Origin of the sequence: Virgibacillus dakarensis, assembly GCF_900155625.1 — a bacterium.
Taxonomy (GTDB): domain Bacteria; phylum Bacillota; class Bacilli; order Bacillales; family Amphibacillaceae; genus Lentibacillus_C; species Lentibacillus_C populi.
Genome location: NZ_LT732553.1, coordinates 1,841,682 through 1,859,407, shown reverse-complemented (window position 1 = coordinate 1,859,407; position 17,726 = coordinate 1,841,682). Strand labels below are relative to the sequence as shown.

General features: G+C 40.2%; 13 protein-coding genes and 1 other annotated feature. Of the genes, 7 read left to right on the top strand and 6 right to left on the bottom strand.

All coding sequences use genetic code 11. The features are described from left to right. Window positions 1–79 precede the first annotated feature (79 nt). A complete protein-coding gene (locus CZ382_RS09325) occupies window positions 80–2,218 on the bottom strand; it encodes a cell division protein FtsA (RefSeq protein WP_327365177.1) in 2,139 nt (712 codons plus the stop codon). Window positions 2,219–2,342: 124 nt separating this feature from the next. Here CZ382_RS09325 and CZ382_RS09320 point away from each other — a divergent pair, with 124 nt between their 5' ends. From CZ382_RS09320 to motS, 4 genes are all read left to right on the top strand, one after another. Next, entirely contained in the window at window positions 2,343–3,419 is a 1,077-nt protein-coding gene (locus tag CZ382_RS09320) for a bifunctional 3-deoxy-7-phosphoheptulonate synthase/chorismate mutase (RefSeq protein ID WP_088050895.1), read from the top strand. 287 nt (window positions 3,420–3,706) lie between these two features. After that, window positions 3,707–4,708: a catabolite control protein A gene (gene ccpA / locus CZ382_RS09315; protein ID WP_088050894.1), complete on the top strand. Its 1,002-nt coding sequence runs from the start codon at window positions 3,707–3,709 to the stop codon at window positions 4,706–4,708. A 109-nt stretch (window positions 4,709–4,817) separates the two neighbouring features. After that, window positions 4,818–5,642: a flagellar motor protein MotP gene (gene motP, locus CZ382_RS09310; protein WP_088050893.1), complete on the top strand. Its 825-nt coding sequence runs from the start codon at window positions 4,818–4,820 to the stop codon at window positions 5,640–5,642. Continuing rightward, window positions 5,632–6,423 (top strand): flagellar motor protein MotS, encoded by a 792-nt coding sequence (motS, locus tag CZ382_RS09305; RefSeq protein WP_088050892.1) that lies wholly within the window; start codon window positions 5,632–5,634, stop codon window positions 6,421–6,423. The genes motP and motS overlap by 11 nt, the downstream gene beginning before the upstream one ends. 133 nt (window positions 6,424–6,556) lie before the next feature. Here motS and CZ382_RS09300 read toward each other — a convergent pair whose 3' ends face one another. The 4 genes from CZ382_RS09300 to CZ382_RS09285 all read right to left on the bottom strand — a co-directional run bounded on the left by CZ382_RS09300 (window position 6,557) and on the right by CZ382_RS09285 (window position 12,126). Continuing rightward, entirely contained in the window at window positions 6,557–7,714 is a 1,158-nt protein-coding gene (locus tag CZ382_RS09300) for an acetoin utilization protein AcuC (RefSeq protein ID WP_088050891.1), read from the bottom strand. Next, window positions 7,711–8,361 carry an acetoin utilization AcuB family protein gene (locus CZ382_RS09295; RefSeq protein ID WP_088050890.1) on the bottom strand — a complete coding sequence of 217 codons (651 nt, stop codon included), beginning with the start codon at window positions 8,359–8,361 and terminating at the stop codon, window positions 7,711–7,713. The genes CZ382_RS09300 and CZ382_RS09295 overlap by 4 nt, the downstream gene beginning before the upstream one ends. Continuing rightward, on the bottom strand, window positions 8,362–9,015 hold the full coding sequence (locus CZ382_RS09290; protein ID WP_088050889.1) for a GNAT family N-acetyltransferase: 654 nt from the start codon (window positions 9,013–9,015) through the stop codon (window positions 8,362–8,364). Window positions 9,016–9,213: 198 nt separating this feature from the next. Then, the gene (locus tag CZ382_RS09285; RefSeq protein WP_327365173.1) at window positions 9,214–12,126 is read right to left on the bottom strand and encodes a transglycosylase domain-containing protein; all 2,913 of its coding nucleotides are present in this window, start codon (window positions 12,124–12,126) and stop codon (window positions 9,214–9,216) included. 188 nt (window positions 12,127–12,314) lie between these two features. Between CZ382_RS09285 and CZ382_RS09280 the strand changes: the two genes are divergently transcribed. From CZ382_RS09280 to CZ382_RS09270, 3 genes are all read left to right on the top strand, one after another. Further along, window positions 12,315–12,896 carry a biotin transporter BioY gene (locus CZ382_RS09280; RefSeq protein WP_088050888.1) on the top strand — a complete coding sequence of 194 codons (582 nt, stop codon included), beginning with the start codon at window positions 12,315–12,317 and terminating at the stop codon, window positions 12,894–12,896. 36 nt (window positions 12,897–12,932) lie between these two features. Then, window positions 12,933–13,139 (top strand) — a binding site (T-box leader). Between the two features lie 60 nt (window positions 13,140–13,199). Then, entirely contained in the window at window positions 13,200–14,471 is a 1,272-nt protein-coding gene (tyrS, locus tag CZ382_RS09275; protein WP_088050887.1) for a tyrosine--tRNA ligase, read from the top strand. A gap of 460 nt (window positions 14,472–14,931) precedes the next feature. Continuing rightward, the gene (locus CZ382_RS09270; protein ID WP_088050886.1) at window positions 14,932–15,747 is read left to right on the top strand and encodes a lipid II flippase Amj family protein; all 816 of its coding nucleotides are present in this window, start codon (window positions 14,932–14,934) and stop codon (window positions 15,745–15,747) included. Between the two features lie 1,062 nt (window positions 15,748–16,809). Here the strand turns inward: CZ382_RS09270 and rpsD are convergent. After that, window positions 16,810–17,412: a 30S ribosomal protein S4 gene (gene rpsD / locus CZ382_RS09265; protein WP_088050885.1), complete on the bottom strand. Its 603-nt coding sequence runs from the start codon at window positions 17,410–17,412 to the stop codon at window positions 16,810–16,812. Window positions 17,413–17,726 lie beyond the last annotated feature (314 nt).

The following is a 17,726-nucleotide window of genomic DNA, read 5'->3' as shown; positions in this document are numbered from 1 at the left end:
CTTTTACCATAAAAAGGAGCTGCCTTTTAAGGTTAGCTCCTTTTTATGTGTAATAAATGGGGGACGATCGCGTGTCGATTTAATCCTCCCAAATCAGCTCCAGATTATCGCCATCGTGAATGGTTTCATGAAAAGTCGCTGGCTGTTTGTTTTTATACAGTTTGAAATTTCCTGAAGCATTCGCTAAATCGATCTCAATATAACGAAAAATGTCTTGAAAAATATACGGTGTAACAGTTTGTCGTCTCACCTCAAGCTTGTCATTCGGCATAAGAAGTGTATCCTCGGATAATTCCTCCTGATTTCGATAAACTTTGTTGAATTGCTGCTTTACCAAAACCGGTTTGTTATTAAACGTGACCGTAATGGAATCCCAAAGTACTTCATGACACTGGTTAAGTATGTCATTAACAGTCGGATGCTTTCGTGTTTTGATGGTTATATGATCGCCATTTTTTAATGGTTGATTGATTATCGCTTTTTCGTTATTCAAGTACAGCTGTGTCCCACCTGTATTCTGCAGGATAACCTCCTTGTTATTTACATACACATGAAATGCTTGTACTGTTTTACGTTTTTCCGGAGCCAATGTTTCGATAAAGTCCTGAACGGTTCTGGTTTGGTTCCACTCGATGCTATCATTATCTTGCAGAATATAATCCTTTTCTTGACGAACCCCGTTGACATAGAAAGTAGTCGTGATTTGATAGGCTGTATCGTTGAAATAGATCGTAAACGATGAGACTTCGCCAACAAGCTCTTCCAAAGTAACGGTTGGTTCTTTTCCGTCCACGCCTTTTACAAGCGAAATGCTGTCACCATGATGAACGATTGTATCAACATTTGCTGGGCTGTTGTTTAACTGGACTACAGGCGCTTTTCCGTATTCGCCTGGTAGTGTGACGGTCTTGTCGTTTACCGTAACAATAGCTGCAACTCCTGGTCTTCCATACCATTTATTTATCTCAATTCCAGCCTGTACCAAACAATCGCCAATTGTTAATTGCTTCATTTCAAACAGTCGGATGGTTTGATTATTAACACTGATACTGACATAGTGTACTGGATTCTCTATAGCGGCAATGGCAATCCCGATTGGTGTCACATAATCAGGACCTGTCGGAAGTTGTTCTGTTTTTGTTATATGTTGGATCGCGTCAATTCCTCGTACCGCAACACGATTGGCTGGCAGCTGCAGTTTCTTTGCCAGAGCCGTGTTTATCCCTGGGGTCAAACTGCCACCGCCAACAAGCATGACAGCTTTCGGTGCCCGTGAGTTTAATTGAATGATTTCCTCGGCAATTGCACCTGCTAATCGTTCAACATCTGATGTAATGTCATGCATTAACGTAGTATGGTCAATCGTTGTTTCAAAGCCCAGGATGTCCTGAACGGTATCCTTACCATTCAATACAATTTCCTTTTTCGTCTGCTCTGCTTCTGGAAAATCCAATAAATAGTAATCACTGATCGCCTCCGTTATTTCATCGCCGGCAACCGGAACCATTCCATAGGCGACAACTGTACCCTTATCTGTTATAGCAATATCACTCGTACCAGCTCCAATGTCGACAAGTGCCACATTCAGCCGCCGCATTGATTCCGGGATAAGTACATGAATTGCCGCAATCGGCTCCAGGGTCAGTGCTTCCATTTCCAATTCCGCTCGTGATAACGCCGCTAAAAGAGATTCGACGACCACTTTTGGCAAAAATGTAGCAATAATTTCTGCTGCTGCCTTTTTGCCGCTCTGATCAATCAGGGAACCGATTACTTCACCATCAAGCTTATAGTGCAGTACAGAATAACCAACACAATAATAGTTTGTATAGTCACCATCATTTTCATTGTTGGCAAGCTGGCGCTGGGCCGCTTGGACAGCACTTAATTCCAAATGCTTGATTATATCGTTTTCTGCAATTGGCTGCTGGTTTAAATCAAGCTCAGCAGTTGCTTGAACCGTCTTAAGTGCCCTGCCGGCAGCTGCAACACAAACGGACGGTAATTCGCCATATGTCTGTTCGAGCTGCTGTTTAACATCATGGATAACGTCAGCAACTTCAATTACATTATGTATTTGCCCATCCCGCATTGATCGTTCCTTATGTTCTTTTGTATAGAAATCGATAATCGAAAATCTATCACTCTGTTTTTCTAATAAAATACCTGTTACGGATCTTGTACCAATATCCAGTGCAAAAATGCGCTCTTCCATCATGAAAAATCCCTTTCCAGAAAGAATATAGTTATAATTATAAACTTTTTGCTGACAAAGAAAAAATTTTTAGCTATAATTGTCTCTAATTATTAAAAATGTATTATATTTAGGAGGAGATTTTAGGATGAATGAAATGGAACAACTGCGCAATCAGTTAGACAGTGTTAATCTTGAACTGTTAGAGCTTGTAAATCGGCGTGCCGAGCTCGTTCGGCAAATCGGTGAAATAAAGGATAAGCAAGGTATGAAACGATATGATCCTGTACGAGAGCGGGATATGCTGAATAAGCTTGTCCAGCATAATGATGGTCCATTTGAAGATTCGACAGTGGAACACATTTTCAAAGAAATCTTCAAGGCTAGTCTGGAGCTGCAAGAGGATGATCATCGTAAAGCACTGCTCGTTTCGCGGAAAAAGAAACCGGAAGATACGGTGATCGATATTAAGGGAGAAAAGGTTGGAGATGGTAATACCCATTTTGTTTTCGGTCCGTGTGCTGTTGAAAGCTATGAGCAAACGAGCGCGGTAGCGGAGGCGGTTAAGCGAAGAGGGGTTAAACTGCTAAGGGGTGGTGCCTTCAAGCCTAGAACATCACCATATGATTTCCAGGGACTTGGAATCGAAGGACTGCAAATCTTGAAACGGGTTGCCGATGAATATGATCTGGCGGTGGTAAGCGAAATTGTTAATCCAGCACATATTGAAAAGGCGGTGGATTACCTTGATGTCATCCAGATTGGCGCACGTAATATGCAAAACTTTGAGCTGCTAAAGGCAGCAGGGGATGTCAATAAGCCTATATTATTGAAACGTGGTTTATCCGCAACAATATCAGAATTTATCAATGCTGCAGAATATATTATATCACGTGGCAATGGAAATATTATTCTTTGTGAACGCGGAATTAGAACGTATGAAAAAGCGACACGGAATACACTGGATATTTCGGCTGTTCCGATTTTGAAACAGGAGACACATTTACCTGTTATGGTTGATGTAACACACTCAACTGGTCGAAGGGATTTGCTGCTTCCAACAGCAAAGGCTGCTCTGGCAATTGGTGCCGATGGGGTAATGGCCGAGGTGCATCCGGATCCGGCAGTAGCCCTGTCTGATTCTGCACAGCAAATGGATATTCCAATGTTTGATTCGTTCATGGATGCTTTAGCTTCCTATACGGCAACAGCTGCCCGTTCATAAGCACAAAAGCGCAAGCGCCCATTTTGAGGAAGGACGACTAAAACCGGCACGTCCCCTTTCACCGATATTAACTTATCGTATGGAGGGGGAACACTAACAACCTGGAAATGGATTTTTCTAGGTTAGTTGTATAAATCTGTAAATTTTTCGCCTGCTTTACTAAGAAAAATAATGGCTGGTCAACATTTGATCAGTCTTTTTATTTTTTAATTGTTTATTTTGTGGTACAGTATGATATATATAACTTTAGGACGTGTCAACGTTAAAAATTTGGAGGTTTTAGCAAAATGAATATCACAATATATGATGTAGCAAGGGAAGCAAATGTATCGATGGCAACAGTTTCACGTGTGGTTAATGGAAATCCGAATGTGAAACCTGTAACACGTAAAAAGGTACTGGCAACAATTGAGCGGCTGGGATATCGGCCTAATGCCGTTGCCAGAGGACTAGCTAGTAAAAAAACAACGACAGTAGGTGCGATTATTCCGGATGTTTCCAGCATCTTTTTTGCCGAATTAGCAAGGGGTATAGAGGATATAGCAACAATGTATAAATACAATATTATTTTGAGTAATTCGGACCAGAACAAGGATAAAGAATTGCAATTGATCAATACGATGCTGGAAAAACAAGTTGATGGTATTTTATTTATGGGTGGAGACATTACTGAGGAGCATGTGAACCAATTTCAATCATCGTCTGTTCCAGTTGTACTGGCAGCAACATTTGACGAATCAGAGACAATTCCATCGGTTAACATTGATTATGAAGCTGCTGCCTATGAAGCAACGAAATTTCTAATCGATCAGGGAAATGACCATCCTGCTTATGTAACTAGTCAGGATGGAACGCTTATCAATAAATTGAAATTTGCTGGTTATACTCGGGCGCTGAAGGAGTCAGGTGCAACTGTCAACGAGGATTACGTTGTAGAAGGTGACTATTCGTATGATTCGGGAATAGAGGCTGCTGAACAGCTATTATCACATGATAAAAAGCCGGCCGCAATATTTGTCGCTTCCGATGAGATGGCATTAGGGGTTATCCATGGAATACAGGATAAAGGCCTAAACGTACCCGGGGACATCGAGGTGTTTGGTTTTAATAACACGAGAATCGCAACAATGGTCCGTCCCACACTTTCAACCATTGTCCAGCCAATGTATGATATTGGTGCAGTAGCGATGCGGTTATTGACGAAATATATGAATAAAGAAGATGTATCCGAGAAGAAGGTTGTATTGCCACACCGAATTATTGAAAGGGACTCAACAAATCGAAAATAATGCCGATATATAGAATGAGTCATATTGGAAGGGAAACGGCAGTTTAATCAGCTTGATGAGGATCCTGTGTGCAGTTTCCCGTTATTCATCTAGGTTTGGGGAGATTACGATGAGGAAAAGAGATATATTAACTCCAATCGGCATTACATTCGGATTTATTATGATTATGCTTGCCATTTTAACAAATGGTGGAAGCAAAGGGGCTATCACGTTTCTTGATGTTTCTTCCATTTTCATTGTAATTGGCGGGTTGATCGCATCATTGATGATTAATTTTAAAATGGAACAAATGAAGCTGGCAACAAAGGTATTGAAAGAAGCATTTCACAAAAACGATCAGCAGCTCCCACAATTGATCAAACTGTTTGTACAATTGTCGGAACGCGCACGCCGGGAAGGGATATTGGCCTTGGAAAATGAGCTGGATGAAGTGGAGAATCCGTTCATTAAAAAAGGTATATTGCTTGCTGTTGACGGGATTGAACCGGAAGTAATCAATGATATTATGAATGCGGAAATCACAGCAATGGAGGAACGTCATTATCAAGGACGAGCCATTATTGAAAAAGCTGGGGAATACGCACCAGCATGGGGAATGATTGGTACGCTGGTCGGACTGGTTCTAATGCTGAATAATCTTGAGGATCCTGCTACATTGGGGCCGGCAATGGCTGTTGCGCTTCTGACAACCCTGTATGGAACAGTGCTTGCTAACCTGGTATTTATTCCGATGGCAAGTAAATTGGAAGGAAAAACTGAAGAAGAAGTTTTTATGAAACAAATTATTATTGAAGGGATTATTGGAGTTCAGTCCGGACAAAATCCACGGATTCTGGAGGAAAAGCTTAGTGCGTTTCTCTCCAATGAATCGAAGCTGTCAGAAGAGCAGCAGGATGAAGCAGCGTTCGTGGAGGAGAGCGTCCATGAAGCGTAGACAAATAAAGAAAACGAGAAATAACGGTGCACCAAAATGGATGGTTACCTATTCAGACATGGTCACATTAATACTTGTCTTCTTTATATTATTGTTCTCCATGTCACAAATTGATTTAGTAAAATTTGAGGCTATTTCTGAGTCATTTCGGAACCGGATGGTTTTAGATTTTTATCCATCACCTGTACCGATGGAGAATCCAACTGAAAGTACGAGTGATCAGGAAAGCGGGAAAAATTCCAACGAGTTTGAGAACCCCGCACAATTGGAAAATTTAAATGACAGGGATGACGAAACTGGCGATAAAACAGATTCACTGGATAAATTAATGGAAGACGTTGAGAAATACTTGCATGAAAATAAGCTAGAAAACGTAATTTCGGCCAGCCGAACCGACCGTGGTGTCGTTTTGGTATTACAAGAGAGTATTTTATTTGACTCTGGAGAAGCCGCTATTCTCGATTCCGGGAAACCCTTTCTCAATAAAATAGGTACACTGCTTGAAGAGATGCCAAATCATGTGAAAGTAGAAGGACATACAGACAGCAGACCAATTTCGAATTTCCGCTACCCGTCAAATTGGGAATTATCCGGGGCAAGAGCCAGCAGTGTTATTCGTTACCTCATTACAGAGAACGATTTTGAGGAATCCCGTTTTTCCTCAGTAGGTTATGGGGAAACACGACCAATTGTACCGAACACCTCGAAAAAAAATTGGAGTAAAAACAGACGTGTTGAAATCGTCATATTGGAAGATAATACAGAACAGAATAATGGATAAAGGGAGATGACGTGCAGGTGCTATCTCGCTTTATCCATTTTAAATTTAAGTTTCTTTCCAGATTGATCGTTGGATGAAATGGACAATATCGGGCTGGCGCTGATGAATATTGTCAGCTCGACTAGTTCATTGATCACTGTTTATTTTTTGTGTACTTTAATAAACTAAGTAGAAATTTTGCATTTTTTTCTGTGATCTCCGCTTTTCTTGGAATTTCCGGTACGATCGCTGGATCATCATGCCAGGTATCCGGAAGCGTTACTGGTGCTTGCGGTTGCCATTGCTTGATCCATTTATCCGGAATATTGCCTGTCTTTGGATGACCTGTTTTCATGACATTCCAAATCTGGGCCCAAGCTCTTGGAACAACGCGCCAGATATCATAGCCACCACCGCCCAAAGCAATCCATTTTCCATCACAATACTGATGGGCCATTTCGTGTGCCAGTAATGGTATTTTTTCAAAAATGGTCATAGTAGCACAAAGATGTGTTAATGGATCATAGGCATGGGGATCTGCACCATTTTGCGTTACAATAACATCTGGCTTAAAATATGCACAAATTTCCGTTAAAGCGGATTCATATACTTGTAAGAAAGAGGCATCTTCTGTAAACGCATCAACAGGGAGATTGAAGGCATAGCCGTGCCCTTCTTTGATGCCGCGTTCATTGACATTGCCAGTACCCGGGAATAGATAGCGGCCTGTTTCATGGATACTGAACGTACAAACATTTGGATCCTCATAAAATGCCCATTGCACGCCATCACCGTGGTGTGCATCTGTGTCAACGTATAATACTCTTACATTATATTTTTCTCTCATGTATTTGATCGCGACAGCACCATCGTTGTAAACGCAAAATCCGGACGCCTTTCGCTTAAATCCGTGATGCAAACCGCCCCCCAAATTAAGTGCATGGGCTGATTTTTCTTCCAATACCGTGTCAACCGCATTTAATGAACCACCAACGAGAAAACTGGATGCTTCATGCATGTTTGTAAAAATTGGTGTGTCCTCGGTACCGAGACCAAACTCAAAACCTTCATCTGCAGACATTTTTCCGCTGCTTGCCTTTTTAACAGCCTGGATATATGCCTTATCGTGGAATAACGCGAGTTCCTCATCCGTCGCTAATCGTGGGGCAATGATCTCGTGTTGCTCAAGGGTGTTTGCTGCTTCCAACAGCTCTTTTGCCAATACTACCCGTTTTTGGTTAAAAGGATGATCCGAATGGAAATGATAGTTTAAATATGCATTGGAAAAAACAAAGGAAGAATTGCATGTCATAATTTTGGCCCCATTATATCGTTCGGCCACAAAAGTTCATATCCTGCCGCCCGTAAATCCTGTACAACTGGCATCGGATTCATCGTTTGAATGCGAAATACAAGAATTTTATAGTTCGGATCATCATGGTATGGGTAGACTAGCACAGATGTAATGTTTGTTTTGCGTTTCCCGAACACCGATGCTACTTCAGGTAAAATTCCCGGTTTATGCGGTACTTTTATTTCAATATGCGAACTCTGGACATTTGTTCCTGTCAGCTGAATCAATGTGTACAGCATGTCTTTCTCTGTAACAATGCCAATAAGCTCATTATTGCTTACAACCGGAAGACAAGCAAATTCCTCGTCGTAAAAAATACGGGCAATCTCCTCAACGAAATCAAGTGGATGAACCGTAACAACTGGCTGACTCATAATAGTTTGAATTTCATTTTGCAACTCTGTTTGTCCGGTATCCTCATTGAAAATGGATGGGCTGGCATCCCGGACATCACGATCTGAGACAATTCCTATGACGTGATTATGTTCGTTGGTAATCGGTATATGCCTGATGTGGTACTGCTGCAGCAACTTTAAGGCTTCGGCAATCGTTGCATTTGGCGGCAATGTCTGCATATCTGTTTTCATGATATTTTCAACGAGCATTTAGAATCCCTCCCTCATATTACGGTAATGGTGTCTTTGTAAAAAACGCAATGTATCAAATTGCTTAATGGATTCCTCCGGTACATTTTCACCAATTCGGACCATCAGACAGTTGGCTGGATGGGAAATGATTTCCGGGTCGTCTGTTGGGGCAGGGGATAGTCCGCCGGCTGCCATCATTTTTTCCATCACACTGCGGTATTGCCAAACACTTAATTTTGTTCCGTTTAAGTCCCAATGCCAGTAATACTCGGTAGATATCACAATATAGTTTTCCATATAGTCATCCATCATCGAAACCTGTAATAGGCCAGAGGCAATTTTTGCACCGCGATATTGCGGGATTACCTCGATGGCACCTAATTCGATCAGATCGTCCATATTAAATTCTGACCATCTCTCCAGCGGATCTGGATGCAAATATGTGACATAACCGATAATCGTATCACCTGTTCTGGCAATAATCAGTCTGCCTTCCGGGAAATCAGCAATATCCAATATGGCGGCAAATTGCTTTTTGGCGGGGCGGAAAGCGGTCAAGTCTTCATGAAACTGGTACTGTTTTAATTCCGTTGATGCTAGTGGCCCTTCAATGGTAATGATTCCACGAGCAGTATCACGTGTCATCTTGTGACAGGTTTTCGTATGGTTCATCCGATTATGTTCACCACCCTAAATTAAGTTACTAGCAGGATACACTACAAGTATACAGGATTGTGCACCTGATTTTTAGTAAAAGGGGGAATGTTTTAAATAAATTCATAAATAGTATGACAAATTTGTAAAAAGAAGTCAAAAAAATAAAGGAGGGAATTCCCTCCTTATGTGGATGTGCGAAATGCCGATCTTACCCTATGATTCATCTTCTGAGTCATCTCCGGAATCATCCGGTGTGCTGTCGGTATTCTTGTCCTCTTTCTTATCGACTTTTTTGTCAGCTTTTTTATCTTCTTTTTTTTCGGGTTTATCCTTTTTTTCCTTTTTAGGATCGGGGAAATCACCGAGTTTAACTTCACTGGATCCGGAAGATTCCAGTCCAAAATAATCAACTGCTTTTACAATATAAACGCCTTTTCCTTTTGGTACCGAGAAGCTTGTTGATGTAGTGCTGCCAATTAATGAGAATGACCCACTTGGTGCTGCTGCGCGATAGATACGATAACCGACAACATCGTTACTGGCCGATTTTGACCAGGAAAGCGTATTTCCGGAGCTGGAAACAGACGGCGGTGCTCCTGGGCTTTTCCCATCATCACTAATCGAACCACTACTTGCACCTCCACCTGTTGCACCGATTTTTTCCCACAGTTCCCGATTTGTTCTAGGGAATAAAACAGATAAATCGCTATATTTATCATATCCTTCCCGTTTTAAAAACTCCGGATTAAAGGCAAGCCCGCTCCCGGTCGTAAATTCTTTCGGCGTTTTTGGACCAGCTGCAACAGTTCTTCCATTTACTTTGACCAGACTGCCGCTGCCGCCTATCAGACTATCATCTGTTTTGGTTGGTACATATTTTGTGTTAAATATATCCGACTGTACCAATCCTGCCTTTTGACATAACTCAGACGGCAGCATTCCGGAAGTAGCACAGTAACTGCGTGAAGCAATACCATCAGGGCTTTTAAAGCTATTTCCCGGTGCCATCAAATCGGGATTAATCTCTGTCGCTTTGTTGATTAACTGCGCCCATAATTTGATGTTACGGTTACTGTAGCTCAGTGAGCATCCGCTGCATTGCAGACTTTTTGGTGTATCGTAACCCATCCACGTACCAAATGTTACATTTGGATTTGTGGCAACAAACCATGCATCTTTCCAGTCTTCTGAGGTTCCGGTTTTTCCTGCCCAGTCGACTCCGGGTTGATGTAACTGAGAATTCAGATATGCTGCTGTACCGCTGCTAATAACGTCACGCATTAAATCGATGGTTAAATAGTTTGTTTGCGGTGTGAAAACTTCGACCGGCTTCCCTTTATGTTGGTAAATAACGTCACCATCTTTTGTAGTGATTTTCTCAATCATATAGGCATCAACAAAATTGCCGTTATTTCCAAACGTGGCAAATGCATTAACATTTTCCTCAACTGTTACCGTCGTTGTACCAAGTGCCAAGGATTCATTATAATGGTCTTCCTCACTTAAAGTAGTTATCCCCATTTTTTCTAAATATTCCGTAGCGGGATCATTATTTAAGATCTTTTTGTATATTTTTACTGCCGGTATATTATATGATTGTGCCAGTGCCTGACGGGCAGACACAATACCATGGTAACCACCTGCATAGTTTTCTGGATGGTATTTTGCATCGATTTTATAGTCTAATATTGGTGTCCCTGGCTGAATGACGCCCGCTTCCATTGCTGGTCCATATACGAGCAGCGGTTTCATCGTACTTCCATTAGACCGGGGAGCGTTTGTTGCATGGTTTAGTTGACTCTCGGCACTATAACCGCGTCCACCGACAAAGCTAAGAATCTTTCCAGTTTTATTCTCTATTAGAATACCGCCGACCTGTACAGGATCCATGACTTCCACTTTTTCACCTTTTTTATTTTCCACTGTTTCCGGTTTGTCAGGCCCATAGTTGTCATATTCCTTTGCTATTTTCTGAAATGCTTCATAGGTCTTTTTGTTAATTGTTGAATGTATTTCATAGCCTTTTTGCCGCATATCACGGTCCGCCAGAATCATATATTCTTCACGTAATTTTTTATCATTTTTCAGGTCTTCTGCTGTATACCCATCATCTTTTGCCAACTTCTTGGCAAGAATTTCTTTTGCACGTTTTTCAAGTTCATAGGTCAGGTATGGATATTTTTCAATGGCAGATTTCGAAGCCTTTGTAAAATCAGCTGCAATATCGTAATTTAGTGCCTTGTCATATTCTTTTTTTGTAATATATTTTTCGTCATACATTCGTTTTAGTACCGACTTCATCCGATTTATACCGGGTTTCAAATCCTCTTTTTTCTTTAATCCGCCCTTATTGGCAAATGGTGTATAGTAAGAAGGACTCTGCGGCAATCCGGCAAGATAAGCTGATTGCGGAAGATTTAAATCTTTTGCATCAACGCCAAATACACCTTGCGCGGCCGTTTGAATTCCGGCAATATTTTGCCCTGAAGCATCACGACCATATGGAATAATATTCAAATAGGCTTCCAGGATTTGGTCTTTACTGAAGAAGCGTTCCAAGCGAAGTGATAATAATATTTCCTTTGCTTTCCGTTCAAAAGATACTTCATTCGTCAGTATCTGATTTTTGATCAGCTGCTGTGTTAATGTACTTCCGCCTGTTTTAACATCAGCATTGGTGGCTTCTTGAACAACGGCACGAACGATTGCCTTTGGTACAACACCTTTGTGCTCCCGAAAATTTTCATCCTCTGTGGCGACGACTGCATTCAGCAGTGTATCAGAGACATTTTTTAGTGAAACTTCTTCTCTATGTATGTCTGATTGAACATCACCGATATAGTTATTGTCGGCAAAATAGAGCTCTGACGTTTCTTCATAATTATAAATATCTTTTTCCATTTCGTCATAACTTCGGATTGGTTCATCTTTAACAAGTGAAGCGAAATAACCTGCACCAACACCAAATGCAAAGACGGCTCCGACTACACCGACAACGATGAAAATCAGGATAATATTCCAAACAATATCATACGTTACACGGGAGGAACGCTGGATTTTTCCGGCTTTCCACATCTCTTTCACTTTCTTGTTATATTTATGAAGTATTTGCTTGAAATTATCCACGATAAAAACCTCCTAAAATTCCATATTATATTATAGCATATGCGCTTTTTCAGTAGTACATAGAATATGAGATTTTCAGATTATCCTGATAAGAGCGATTGGTGTCCCTTTGTTTGAAAAGGTATAGTAATTTGACAATATTTATGTTAACCTTATTAATAATTAGTTTACATATATGGAGGTGCCGAATGAATCAAAGTCAGTCAAATTTACGAAAAGTCATCATATGTGCGCTGTTTGCAGCTATTACGGCCGTGTTAGCACAAGTTGAAGTACCGCTCCCGCTTGTGCCAATAAGTGGGCAAACATTGGGAGTTGGCTTAACCGCGACCATTATTGGCAGTAAGCTAGGGGCTATTGCAATGATATGCTATGCTGCTTTGGGAGTAGTCGGGGCCCCGGTATTTGCCGGTTTTAGTGGAGGTGCCCAGGTATTGATAGGACCAACAGGCGGCTACATTTTTGGATTTATTCTAACAGCTTTTGTCACTGGACTTATTTTGGAAAGGACAAGTTTCACTTTTTCCATGGCTATTGTTGCTAATATAGCAGGAATGATCATCACATTGCTATGCGGTACAATTCAATTGAAATTCGTTCTTGATTTGAACTGGTCACTCGCTTTAGCATCAGGCGTTTATCCTTTCATTGTAGTTGGTTTAATGAAAGCTGTTTTGGCCAGCTGGATTGGAATTTTGCTTAGAAATCGATTAATACGGGCGAATATCCTGCTGAGGCGAAAAGTGCTTGAAATATTAATTGCATTTTAATTGGAAGTGTGATAAAAATAGATAATACTATTTATATAAAAGGCATGGAAGGATCGAAGTAGTGAAGCAAATCCCTGTTGAAGCGAGCTAGTGGTGGTGGGAACTAGTATATATTTGCTGAACGAATTACAATCCGGAGCTTTTTTCTTTCGCAAAGAAAAACGGTGAGTGCATCGTTAACAACCCCAAAGTGGCATGTATGTGCAACAAGGGTGGTACCGCGAGCAAAATCTCGTCCCTTTACCGTTAGGGATGGGATTTTTTTATTTATTTTCTAGAACAGTTTAAAGGAGAATGAGCAAGATGAATATTTTGAGTGATTTACAAAATCGGGGATTAATTCACCAAACTACAGATTTACAGGGATTGGACGAATATTTGCAGAACAACCAGGTGACGTTATATGCCGGATTTGATCCAACGGCTGACAGTCTGCATATTGGTCATCTAGTTCCTGTATTAATGCTGAAACGGTTTCAGCGGGCAGGGCACAAGCCAATAGCTTTGATTGGCGGCGGAACAGGGATGATTGGTGATCCGAGCGGGCGATCAACCGAACGATCGTTAAATGAGGCTGCGGTCGTCAAAGGATACAGTGACAAAATCAAACAACAATTAGCACATCTGCTTGACTTTAATCATGGGGAGAATGCAGCAGTTGCCCGTAACAATCATGATTGGTTGGCGAGCATGACGATAATCGATTTTCTGCGTGATGCCGGGAAACACTTTGGGATTAACTACATGCTTGCAAAAGAATCGGTTTCAGCACGAATTGAGCAAGGAATTTCATTTACTGAATTCAGTTATATGATTTTGCAGTCGCTTGATTTCCTTAAGTTATATGAGCAGGAGCATTGTACATTACAAATCGGCGGTAGTGATCAATGGGGCAATATTACAGCTGGCATGGAATTAATTCGTCGAACAAATACGCAACCGGATGAGGAAATTAAAGTTTATGGGTTGACTGTTCCGCTTATTACCAAAGCCGATGGCACAAAATTTGGCAAAACTGCTGGCGGGGCTATCTGGCTCGATCCGAAAAAAACGACACCATATGAATTTTACCAGTTCTGGATTAATACGGATGATCGTGATGTGATTAAATTTCTACAATACTTTACGTTTTTGGAGCAGGATGAAATGGAACAACTGCAGCGGGAAGTGGAACAACATCCAGAAAAGCGGCTGGCACAAAAACGATTGGCAGAGGAAGTTACCCGAATGGTTCACAGTCAGGAAGCACTTGACCAGGCCCAAAAAATATCTGCAGCGTTATTTAGTGGTAACATAAAGCAGTTGTCTGCAGATGATATTGAGCAAGGTTTCAAAGACGTTCCAACATATGATATGGAAAAACAGGAAATTGGCATCATCGATCTTTTGGTGAACGCTTCCATTTCCCCGTCCAAACGACAGGCAAGAGAAGATGTCAACAATGGCGCAATTTATATCAATGGTGAACGAAACCAGGATGTGCAATACACGATTTCTTCTGGTGATCGAATCGGGGATAAGTTTACCGTTATTCGGAGAGGGAAGAAGAAGTACTTTTTGATCAAGTATCAATAAAATTAAAGCGAGTATCTTAGTTATCGGATACTCGCTTTATATAGGAAGTTTGTGTGACTTTGGGTGTTGGTTGTAGCTTTGAAATAAAGTTTGATAATTTATAAAAATGTTTAATACAATAACGTTGCCAAGATGGATTGTTACAATTCAACAAACAGGGCATATTGTTAAAGAATAACAAGGGGTTTGAGGAGTATTGAAAAGATATTAAGAGCAACTCAAGTAATTTTAGTAGTTATATTGCTTGCCATGATTGTGGTGTCCATTGTTGCCACCAGCCATCCTTCCGAGATAGAAAAATAAAAAAGGAAGATAACAAAAGTTGATTCCAGAAAAGGGCGCTTGACTTGAATAAAGGATTAGCGCCTGTATCCCTTTTTATGGCCATTTTGTCGAGGGACCTTTTCATATATTTATATACAATGATAATAACAAAACTGATTAAAAAGAAGGTACTATCTTGGAGATTGTTACTGATAAATTAATATACATAGCTTTATTTATTTTTATCATTCATTCTATTGAAACGCTCGCTTATGCTGTGAGGTTATCGGGTGCAAGGGTAAAGATGATCGCTTCTGCTTTATCCCTTTTTAATATAATGGTGATGGTTTCAAGATTGGCAAATATGATGCAGCAACCTTTTACGGGGAGTTTAATCGATACTGCGCCAAGTAATAATGCACAAGAGTTTGTAGCTACTCAATTTCGTTTTCTCATAGGGGCATCCACAGTTGGAACAATTTTTGGGATACTTTTACTTCCTACTTTTATAGCTCTATTTTCAAGGGCAATCATTCATTTATCTGAAGAAAAGGGCTCTGTTCCTTCTTTATTTAAAAGACTATTTTCCTTACAGTACATAAAACGCGGTATAACACATTTTACTTTACCAAAATTTTCATACCTAAAAGATACTAAAATCAAAGATATTCCAATAAGATTGTTTTTGGTAAATATGGTAATAACCGCAATATATACAATTGGTGTGTTATCTGCATTATATGCAGCATTACTAACACCTGAGCGTGCCTCAACAGCTATTATGGCATCCGGTTTAATAAATGGTATGGCAACAATACTGTTAGTTATTTTTGTTGATCCAAAAGTTTCCGTGGTTGCTGATGATGTTGTTAATCAGAGAGGTAGTTATCAAACACTTAAAAACATTTCCTTGATGATGGTTACATCAAGACTATTAGGTACATTGCTGGCACAATTGTTCTTTATCCCTGGTGCAAAATATATTGCTTGGTTCACACAATTTATAGTTTAAAATTCTTTCCACAATCGGACGTGGATCTGGAATAAGAATTATTATGATGAGTATTACACTTCTAATGGTGTCGTTTGCGACGACAACTGCAACAATTTAGTGGGGTGTCCCTCTAGGTGTAAGTATTTTTGCTAACAAAACAGGTACAACAATTATAATGCGTTCATTAGCAAAGGAACCAAAGACGAGTTAGAGTTGTAATTTGAGCTATACAACTAACGGGAACGCTTGTTAAATAAGAATGTGTCTTTTGTAAGAGGATAATTACCCAATTTGCAACTACCCAGAACGAGTAGAGACATTAATATAACTGTTACTTTCTATATCTACATAGGATTACCCTGTTTGTAGTACTGGTGGTGTAAGAATTTATCCAAAAAACAGATTGCGTCCGATGTCAGTTTAAAAATGATACTGAAGGAACAAAAAGTAAAAAAATAAATGTGTATAAACATTGATTTCGTGGTATAATTAACATAGAAAGATGATAAGTGCATACACTAATAAAGACCGCCCATGCTGTTACATGGAGCGGTCGCAATAGACCGAACCCCATCAAGAGGGGCTAGGCAGCTTAAGGAAAAAATAATCCCTCAGCGCTGGTCAAACGCATATGAGGGGTTATTTTTTATGGTTTTTGTCAGACATAATAAACGCCACCAACATCCCGAAGGATATCATCAGCGTTAGTGCACTAACAATGTCCATTGGCAAGCACCTCCCTCCCTGGGAAGTCTCTAAGCGTTGACTAACGGCAGATCGACAGTGCTGCCAAACCCCTCATGCGAAGCCAGTCTATTGTGTTTTATTATAACATATAGCTATCATTTATACTGTAATTAATTAGGAATTTTTTGTCTTCTTCAAACTGGCATTAATTTAACAACAGCTAGTATAAATCATTTGTTCAGTAAACGGGTGTTTTTGCTGAAAAATGTACCAATTCATGAGGACTAATCCGTTTTAAACAATCTTTTTTCAAAAACCATCAAAAAAACCCTGGAAAACGTTGATGCAACGTTTTCCAGGGTTTAAAATACTATCGATTTCCCGACATTTCAATTAACGTGAATAGAATTCAACAATCAGTGCTTCATTTATTTCTGCTGGAAGCTCTGAACGTTCTGGGTAACGTGTATACGTACCTTCCAATTTATCCTCATCAAATGATAGATATTCTGGTACGAAGTTATTTACGTCAATTGCTTCTTTCACGATATCAAGGTTGCGTGAACGTTCGCGCAAACCAATAACTTGACCAGGTTTTAAACGGTAAGATGGGATATCTACACGTTTACCATCTACCGTAACGTGACCATGGTTTACCAGTTGACGAGCTTGTCTGCGTGTACGTGCTAAGCCAAGGCGAAATACGATGTTATCCAAGCGGGACTCTAGTAACACCATGAAGTTTTCACCATGGATACCTTTCATTTTACCAGCTTCATTAAACGTATTTTTAAATTGACGTTCATTCAAGCCGTACATGAAGCGCAGTTTTTGTTTCTCTTGCTGTTGCAAGCCATATTCCGAAACCTTCTTGCGTTGGTTCGGGCCATGCTGCCCAGGAGCGTAAGGACGTTTATCTAATTCCTTACCAGTTCCAGTTAATGAAATGCCAAGACGACGTGATTTTTTCCATACGGATCCAGTATATCGTGCCATTAGACATTTCCTCCTTTATAGTATATTTGCATAAAAAAAAGTGCGTGTTCCGGCGCTGCTCATTTTGTTTTCATGTACCATCGCTCCAGCAGCAGAGAGTTACACGATACACCTTCTGAACTTGTTTCAAAAGGAACAAAATGATGACATACGTGGTTCACATAGGCCGCTTTTATTTTACACAAGGAACAGTATATAAGTTTTATCAAGGAAAGTCAATGATTTTAGCAAAATACACAATAGAAATAAAGTTTTCTTATATTATTTTATAGGAAAAAATAACTATATAGTTTATACTTTATGTATAAAGACCC

Coding starts and splice junctions, on each gene's coding strand:
- CZ382_RS09325 (WP_327365177.1), bottom strand. CDS start 2,218: ATGATGGAAGAGCGCATTTTTGCACTGGATATTGGTACAAGATCCGTA.
- CZ382_RS09320 (WP_088050895.1), top strand. CDS start 2,343: ATGAATGAAATGGAACAACTGCGCAATCAGTTAGACAGTGTTAATCTT.
- ccpA (WP_088050894.1), top strand. CDS start 3,707: ATGAATATCACAATATATGATGTAGCAAGGGAAGCAAATGTATCGATG.
- motP (WP_088050893.1), top strand. CDS start 4,818: ATGAGGAAAAGAGATATATTAACTCCAATCGGCATTACATTCGGATTT.
- motS (WP_088050892.1), top strand. CDS start 5,632: ATGAAGCGTAGACAAATAAAGAAAACGAGAAATAACGGTGCACCAAAA.
- CZ382_RS09300 (WP_088050891.1), bottom strand. CDS start 7,714: ATGACATGCAATTCTTCCTTTGTTTTTTCCAATGCATATTTAAACTAT.
- CZ382_RS09295 (WP_088050890.1), bottom strand. CDS start 8,361: ATGCTCGTTGAAAATATCATGAAAACAGATATGCAGACATTGCCGCCA.
- CZ382_RS09290 (WP_088050889.1), bottom strand. CDS start 9,015: ATGAACCATACGAAAACCTGTCACAAGATGACACGTGATACTGCTCGT.
- CZ382_RS09280 (WP_088050888.1), top strand. CDS start 12,315: ATGAATCAAAGTCAGTCAAATTTACGAAAAGTCATCATATGTGCGCTG.
- tyrS (WP_088050887.1), top strand. CDS start 13,200: ATGAATATTTTGAGTGATTTACAAAATCGGGGATTAATTCACCAAACT.
- rpsD (WP_088050885.1), bottom strand. CDS start 17,412: ATGGCACGATATACTGGATCCGTATGGAAAAAATCACGTCGTCTTGGC.